8 protein-coding genes are annotated in these 6,453 nt (G+C 56.0%); 2 read left to right on the plus strand and 6 right to left on the minus strand.

All coding sequences use genetic code 11. The annotated features are described in order from the left end of the window. Nucleotides 1-82: 82 nt before the first annotated feature. Nucleotides 83-1,024 (minus strand): tRNA epoxyqueuosine(34) reductase QueG, encoded by a 942-nt coding sequence (gene queG / locus LKE08_RS10510; protein ID WP_324704173.1) that lies wholly within the window; start codon nucleotides 1,022-1,024, stop codon nucleotides 83-85. 228 nt (nucleotides 1,025-1,252) lie between these two features. Here queG and LKE08_RS10515 point away from each other — a divergent pair, with 228 nt between their 5' ends. Together LKE08_RS10515 and LKE08_RS10520 are read left to right on the plus strand one after the other, a co-directional pair. Next, a complete protein-coding gene (locus LKE08_RS10515; RefSeq protein ID WP_324704174.1) occupies nucleotides 1,253-1,765 on the plus strand; it encodes an orange carotenoid protein N-terminal domain-containing protein in 513 nt (170 codons plus the stop codon). A gap of 236 nt (nucleotides 1,766-2,001) precedes the next feature. Continuing rightward, a complete protein-coding gene (locus LKE08_RS10520) occupies nucleotides 2,002-2,448 on the plus strand; it encodes a nuclear transport factor 2 family protein (RefSeq protein ID WP_324704175.1) in 447 nt (148 codons plus the stop codon). Here the strand turns inward: LKE08_RS10520 and LKE08_RS10525 are convergent, their stop codons facing one another. The 5 genes from LKE08_RS10525 to LKE08_RS10545 all read right to left on the minus strand — a co-directional run. Further along, the gene (locus tag LKE08_RS10525) at nucleotides 2,449-2,883 is read right to left on the minus strand and encodes a hypothetical protein (protein WP_324704176.1); all 435 of its coding nucleotides are present in this window, start codon (nucleotides 2,881-2,883) and stop codon (nucleotides 2,449-2,451) included. A 111-nt stretch (nucleotides 2,884-2,994) separates the two neighbouring features. Then, complete coding sequence (locus tag LKE08_RS10530) at nucleotides 2,995-3,420, minus strand: anti-sigma regulatory factor (RefSeq protein ID WP_324704179.1); 426 nt, start codon at nucleotides 3,418-3,420, stop codon at nucleotides 2,995-2,997. Beyond that, nucleotides 3,410-5,092, minus strand: a complete 1,683-nt coding sequence (locus LKE08_RS10535) for a SpoIIE family protein phosphatase (protein ID WP_324704180.1) — start codon at nucleotides 5,090-5,092, stop codon at nucleotides 3,410-3,412. Before LKE08_RS10535 ends, LKE08_RS10530 begins: the two co-directional genes overlap by 11 nt. Before the next feature lie 100 nt (nucleotides 5,093-5,192). Further along, a complete protein-coding gene (rsmH, locus tag LKE08_RS10540; protein ID WP_324704177.1) occupies nucleotides 5,193-6,104 on the minus strand; it encodes a 16S rRNA (cytosine(1402)-N(4))-methyltransferase RsmH in 912 nt (303 codons plus the stop codon). Between the two features lie 134 nt (nucleotides 6,105-6,238). Then, the coding region (locus LKE08_RS10545) for an HNH endonuclease signature motif containing protein (protein ID WP_324704178.1) at nucleotides 6,239-6,453 on the minus strand (215 nt) is incomplete at its 5' end.

Raw genomic sequence — 6,453 nt, forward strand, 5'->3', positions numbered from 1 at the left:
GGCCTGACAATGGGCGCCATAGGGGCAGCCATTCCATCCGCTCAAAGCCCCCAGAATTGGGGGTTTGGGGGCCTGACGATCGCTATCCATCCCTCTCAACATCCATATTCGCCCTCGCATTCCGCCGCCACATCGCCGGTTTGATCCGCCGCAACGCCGACGCCGTAAACCGCCTATCCCACTCCTCATCGGAAATATCCGCCAGTTCCGCCAACGTCGGCGCCACGTTGTCAGGATAAGGCTCGAATCCCGTTTCATCCGTGGGCTTGGAAAATCGTTGATTCCAAGGGCAAACATCCTGACAAATATCGCACCCGGCAACCCAGCCGTTGAGATTTTTTGCAATATTTTCGGGTAGGATTTCGGCGCGATTTTCGATGGTGTGGTAGGCGATGCAGCGGTTCGCGTCCACTACAAACGGTTGTGCGATCGCATCCGTCGGACAGGCTTCAATACAGCGGGTGCAAGTGCCACAATGTTCCGTGTGGGGGCGGTTCGGTTCCAGTTCCAAATTCGTCAATACCTCCCCCAAAAATACCCAAGATCCGTATTCCCGCGTGATCAAATTCCCGTTTTTGGCGATCCAACCCAGTCCGGCCCGCTGCGCCCAGACCTTATCCTGAACCGGGCCGGTATCGGCGTAATATCGCGCCTGAATGCCCTCTCCCTGCCCCTGCAACCAGCGACAGAAGGCTTTCAGTTTTTTGTGCAAAATCCGGTGATAGTCCCGCCCCCAGCCGTAGCGGGAGATTTTGGCGTACTCCTCCCCCTCGGGGCGATCGCGGGGCGTGTAGTAGTTGAGGGCCACGCAGATAACCGATCGCACCTCCGGCATCACTTTATATATATCCTGCCGTTTGGGATTCGCCATCCACTCCATATCCGCCTGATATCCGGCATCCAGCCAAGCCTGCAACCGGGCAGTTTCCGTTGGGATGTCCGTTGCGGGGGCGACGCCGACTTTGTGAAATCCCAGCGTCAGGAGTTTTTGCGCGATCGCGTCGGTGGAAAGAGGGGGAATCATGATCCGGCGGGAGGGTATCAACTGTTTACCACAAATCGGGGGTGAAGTGTGGTGCTTTCGATCGCATCTACCATAAAAAGTTCCATTATTGTTTCGGAAGGGGGATATATGCAAATTTTATTTGCATTTCTTTACAGAACGTTACATAATGGGAGCCAAGGAGGAAACATCCAGCAAAGCCAAACCCACGGGGTTGGTAGTCGAACACCCTTACACAGGACAACAACCATGACTTACACTACCGAGTCCGCAACCACCATTTTTTCCAATGCGTTCGTGACCGGCGACCCCAGCGCCGTTGCCCGCACCACCCAGCAGTTCAAGGGTCTGACGGTTGACGAACAACTGGCCGTTCTCTGGTTCCTCTACACCGAAATGGGCCGCACCGTCACCCCCGCCGCACCCGGAGCCGCCCGTATGCAGTTCGCCGAAGGCCTGCTCAACGACATCAAGCAGATGCCCCCGCAGGACCAACTGCAAGCCATGCGCGACATCGCGGGTAAAGCCAAAACCCCCGTCAGCCGCGCCTACGGCGTCCTCACCAACAACACGAAGCTGGCGTTCTGGTATCAGTTAGCCGAGTGGATGAAGGAAGGAAGCGTCATCCCCATGCCCTACGGATACCAACTCTCGACCCGCGGCAAGCAGGTGATGGCCAACATCCAGCAGTTGGAGTTCGGCCAGCAGATCACCGTCCTGCGGAACGTCGCCGCCGACATGGGTATCGATCCCCTCGCCTAGATCGCTCGCTTTGTACCAAAAAAACCAGGTTTTAGTTTGTGGGTTGGTTATCTGGCTGTAGATAGCTGACCCTATTTGTTAAGTCAAAATTCAAAATTCAAAATTCAAAATTAAGAGGGAGCAACCGGGCTTTAAAGTCAAACGTCACAAGTTAAAACTTGAGACAAGGGCTTTCCAGCTTTTGGCAATGTCCGAACCGAGATGCTTAGTGCCATACAATAATAGGAGAAATGTTTATGACATCCCAGACCCTTTCCAATTCCACGGAAACGATATTGGAATTCGCCGATCTCGAAGAAGAGACGGTCCGGCGCTATTTTGAAACGATGAACGGGGAACGGTTCCGGGACACCGCCGCCCTGTTTTGTGAAGACGGGGTTTTGGAGGCACCCTTGGAAGAAACCGCAGTCGGACCCGAAGCGATCGCGACCTATTTGCAAGCGGAAGCCAAGGGGATGACACTCCAGCCCAAAGATGTCCGGATCGAGCCGTTGGAGGGCGATCGCTTGTTAGTCCAGGTGCTCGGACGGGTGAAAACGTCCCTATTTAGCGTCAACGTCGGGTGGCAGTTCGTCCTCAACGCGGACCGAAAAATCGCGGTGACGACGGTCAGGCTCCTGGCATCTCCCCAGGAGATGTTAAATCTGCGTCCCTTTACGAAATACCACCAAAATCGAGATTGATTAGGAAGCGATGGAGAGTTGCAGGGAGCGGGCCAACATTTTCCGTCCCAGTTCCACGTCCTTCGGCGCACATTTCCAGTCGGGATGGGCCGTCATCAAAAAGCTTTCCAAAGTTTCGCGATCGAACAGATGCCAGACGGGGGCGCCGTTGATAGAAGAGGCGATCGCGAAGCAGTTCTCGCTGATGCAGTGGATCGTCAACTCTCCCGCGGCCCGTTCAAAGGTCATCTCCCGGCCCGGTTGGAGCGATCGCCATTCGAGGATGGCTTCGCGAAATGCCTCGTGGGAACTCACGTTCAAACCCGGGATGGTCGCGATCGATTCTTCCTCTCCATTCACCCGAATCCAATAGTGGCGGGACGGGTCGATCCCTTCGAGCCAGGGCAGTTCGTCATCCAAGCGGTAGCGGGGGGCAAGGGGAAAGAGAGAATTCACGGCAGTTTCCTCAAACATCAGCTCTGTCAAACTTGCCCTGTATTATTACGCGGCCTTCCCCGGAGGAAGCAACCTAAATTTACAAAAATTAAAATTTCCCTATGGGAACCATTAGGATTCTTGAGGCGGCAGACTCGCCTCCAACTTCAAACAGTTGCGGCCGTCCACCTGCAACTTGTAGTCCACCCGGTCCATAAGGCGGTTCATGATCAGCCAGCCGTAGCCGTTTTCCTGTTTATCCTCCGGCTTGGGCGGGTCGTAGTCATTCATCGCGTACCCCTCACCCTGATCCCAAATTTCCAGGCGGATGTCGCTCTGGAGAAGTTCCAAGCGGACGATCACCGGCAATTCGGGGCGATCGCGGTGGGCGTGGCGGATGACGTTGGAGTAAGCTTCGGCGAGGACGAGGCGAAACCGATTCGACTGGCGCGGCCAATCCACGGAGTCCCCCAACTCAACTTCCAAACTGCTCAACAGCCAGTTTTCGACAACTGCTAAAAACCGAATATCGCTCGGCACCTGTAGCTCAGTTATCATCAATCGACATGACCTCCAGAGAGAGTATGGTTTGATCGTCCTCTTGAACCGTGTTGTGTTCGCGGATGGAGGCGAGTAGAGCCTCCAAATCGATCGGGCCGGTTTGCCGCTTCAACAGTTGCCACAACCCCTCTTGTTGCAACATGGCGCGGGACGAATTGCCGTCGGCCCCCTGTTGTAAGACCGTCGCCTCGGTAATTCCGTCGCTGGTGAGCAGCAAAGTATCTCCGGGCGACAGGTCGAGACTGCCCACCTTCCCCCGCCACGCGGGTAAAATCCCCAGAGGGATGCCCCGATCTTTGATAAAAATCGGTTCCACCGTCACCCCGTCCCCTCCGGAATTCTGCTCGATCAGTTCCCGGTGCGACCAGACAAGGGGGTAGATGTGTCCGGCGTTGGCGTAGGCCAACTGTCCGGTCGAGGGCGTGTAACGCGCCAGAACCATTGTAATAAAGTGATTGTTCCCAATTAAATCATCCGAGAGGATGTGATTGAGATTGTGCATCACCTGCTCAGGTTCCGGGGAGGTGTCCTGGGAGAGTTCCCGTCGCAACACGGATATGGCGCTGGCCATAAACAGCGCCGCCGGGACGCCCTTCCCGGAGACGTCCCCGAGGGCGACCCAAATATCCCCCTGGGAGTGGACGTACACCTCGAAGAAATCGCCCCCCACCTCCCGAGCCGGGTAGCAGCAGGCCTGCAACTTGACCGTCTCGAACTCCGGCCAACTCTGGCGGAGCAAATTCATCTGAATTTGGCGGGCCACCTTCAGCTCGTTCTGCATCTGCTCGGCGAGTTCCACCGTCCGCTGATACAGCCTCGCCTGGGAGAGGGCGAGGGACGCTTGTTCCGAAACCACTTCCAGCAACTTGATGTCCTCTTCGGACCAGGGGAGGAGGGGATTGTTGCGGTAGACCGCCAAAACCGCGAGGAGGTCGTGTTGGTAGGTGAGGGGAACCACCACTTGGGTCATGGCATCCCCCGCCTCGTCGGTCTGGGTGCTGCGATGCTCCACCGCAGCCTGCATCAGCGCTTCGCTGTTTTCCGGCCACTCTTCCCCGGCTTCCCCTTCCGCGCGGTAGGAAAATTCTTCCGCGGCCAGGGACTCATTTTGCACGGGCCGCACCCGGCAGCCGTTGGCCTCGAAAGTCCCGCCGACGGTTTCCGAGATGGTTTGCAGCATACTCGAATAGTCGAGGGACTCCCGCAAGGCGATCACCACGTCATTGTACAATCTCTCCCGTTTCAGGGCGCGGCGGAGGGCGTTGGTGCGCTGTTTGAAAAATTTGTAGGTGTCGGAGGCCTGCCCGACGACGGTTTTGAGTTCTTCGGGGTTCCAGGGTTTGGTGATGTACTTGAAAACCTGGCCGGAGTTGATGGCTTCCACCAGATCTTCGACATCGGTGTAACCGGTCAGGAGGATGCGAATGGTATCGGGAAAGCGTTCGACGGTTTTGCCGAGAAATTCGGTTCCGTTCATTTCCGGCATCCGCTGGTCGGAAATGATGATCGCCATTTCGCCTTCTTGATCCAGAATTTCCAGCGCTTTCAGGGCGCTGTCGGCTTTGTGAACTTTGAAGTCCCGCCGAAACGTCCGAAACAATAAGTCTAGGTTATCGGGTTCGTCATCGACGACCATCAGTTTCAGCTTGCGACCTTCTCCCCGACTCATGCGATACGCTACTCCTAGATGAATCAATCAGGCATCTTAATCATCTTACCGCCTTTCCCGACAGCGAATTTTAAAGAATTTGGGAGTTGGCCAAACGGACTCACTCCGACACTCGCATCGCAAATCGGAGTTTGGCCGACCGGGCGCGGGGATTTCGGGCGATTTCGTCCGCTTGGGGTTCGACGGGTTTTTTGGTCAAGACCTGCAATTCGGGAGAATTCCGGAACCCGTGTTTCACCCGCCGGTCTTCGAGGCTGTGGAAGCTGATGATGCCGACGCGCCCCCCCGGTTTCAGCCAGCCGGGGGCCTTTTCCAAAAGGGTATCCAGGGCGTCGAGTTCCCCGTTGACGGCGATCCGCAGGGCTTGGAAGCTGCGGGTGGCGGGGTGGATGCGGCCGTGGCGGTATTTTCCGGGCACCGAAGCCGCGATCGCATTGGCGAGTTGGTCCGTGGTTCGGAAGGGCCGCTTTTCCACGATGCGGCGGGCGATTCTTCTAGAAAATCGTTCTTCCCCATAGATATAAAATAAATCGGCCAGTTGCTTTTCGTCCCAGGTGTTGACGATTTCGGCCGCGTCGAGGGGGTCGCCGGGGTTCATCCGCATATCCAGCGGCGCACTATGGCGGAAACTGAAGCCACGGTCGGGGGTGTCGAGTTGGTGGGAGTTGACCCCCAGATCGGCGATGATGCCGTCAAAGGGTTCGGACGGGGAATAGTCGGCAAAATTGCCCTGCCAAAATTGCACGCGATCGCATCCATCGGGAACGGTTTCTGAGAGAATGGAACGAGCCGCCCGGATCGCCTCCGGGTCGCGATCGATGGCCGTCACCCGCACCTCGGGCGCCGCCGTCAAAATCAACCCCGTATGTCCCCCGCCGCCCGTTGTCGCGTCCAAATATCGGCCGCGCGATCGCACCTCCAACCCCTCAATTAACTCCCGACTCAAAACGGAAATATGGACGAACGCCCGGTTTGATTCTAAATTCTGTGTTGGCGAACCGGTTTCAGACACCCCAAAATCCCTATAATTATTAAAGTTGCGAAACAAAAGTCTACAAAAGGCAATAAATCTGTCGTACCATTAGGGGTCGAGAGAGAAGTTTCCTTCTCTCCCTCCCATTCAAAACCGTGCATGAGACTTTCACCTCACACGGCTCCTAGTTCAGTCGTCTCGTTGTTATGAGTACGACTCTTGCCTTGACTACCATCTATAGCAGTCTTGACATCGTGACAGTGGCGGTGCAGCAGTTGGAGGTTTTTGTAATCATCCTTTCCGCCTAGACATCTAGGGATGATATGGTCGGTCTCCAATTGGTCTTCGATGGTGAAGTGCTGCCCGCACCATTTGCATTTGCCTTTCT

Source organism: Lyngbya sp. CCY1209, assembly GCF_035615495.1.
Classification (GTDB): domain Bacteria; phylum Cyanobacteriota; class Cyanobacteriia; order Cyanobacteriales; family Microcoleaceae; genus Limnospira.

What these genes read in the sequence shown, in the direction of transcription:
- LKE08_RS10535 (WP_324704180.1), bottom strand. Translation starts at nt 5,092, where the DNA reads ATGAGTCGGGGAGAAGGTCGCAAGCTGAAACTGATGGTCGTCGATGAC.
- queG (WP_324704173.1), bottom strand. Translation starts at nt 1,024, where the DNA reads ATGATTCCCCCTCTTTCCACCGACGCGATCGCGCAAAAACTCCTGACG.
- LKE08_RS10515 (WP_324704174.1), top strand. Translation starts at nt 1,253, where the DNA reads ATGACTTACACTACCGAGTCCGCAACCACCATTTTTTCCAATGCGTTC.
- LKE08_RS10520 (WP_324704175.1), top strand. Translation starts at nt 2,002, where the DNA reads ATGACATCCCAGACCCTTTCCAATTCCACGGAAACGATATTGGAATTC.
- LKE08_RS10530 (WP_324704179.1), bottom strand. Translation starts at nt 3,420, where the DNA reads ATGATAACTGAGCTACAGGTGCCGAGCGATATTCGGTTTTTAGCAGTT.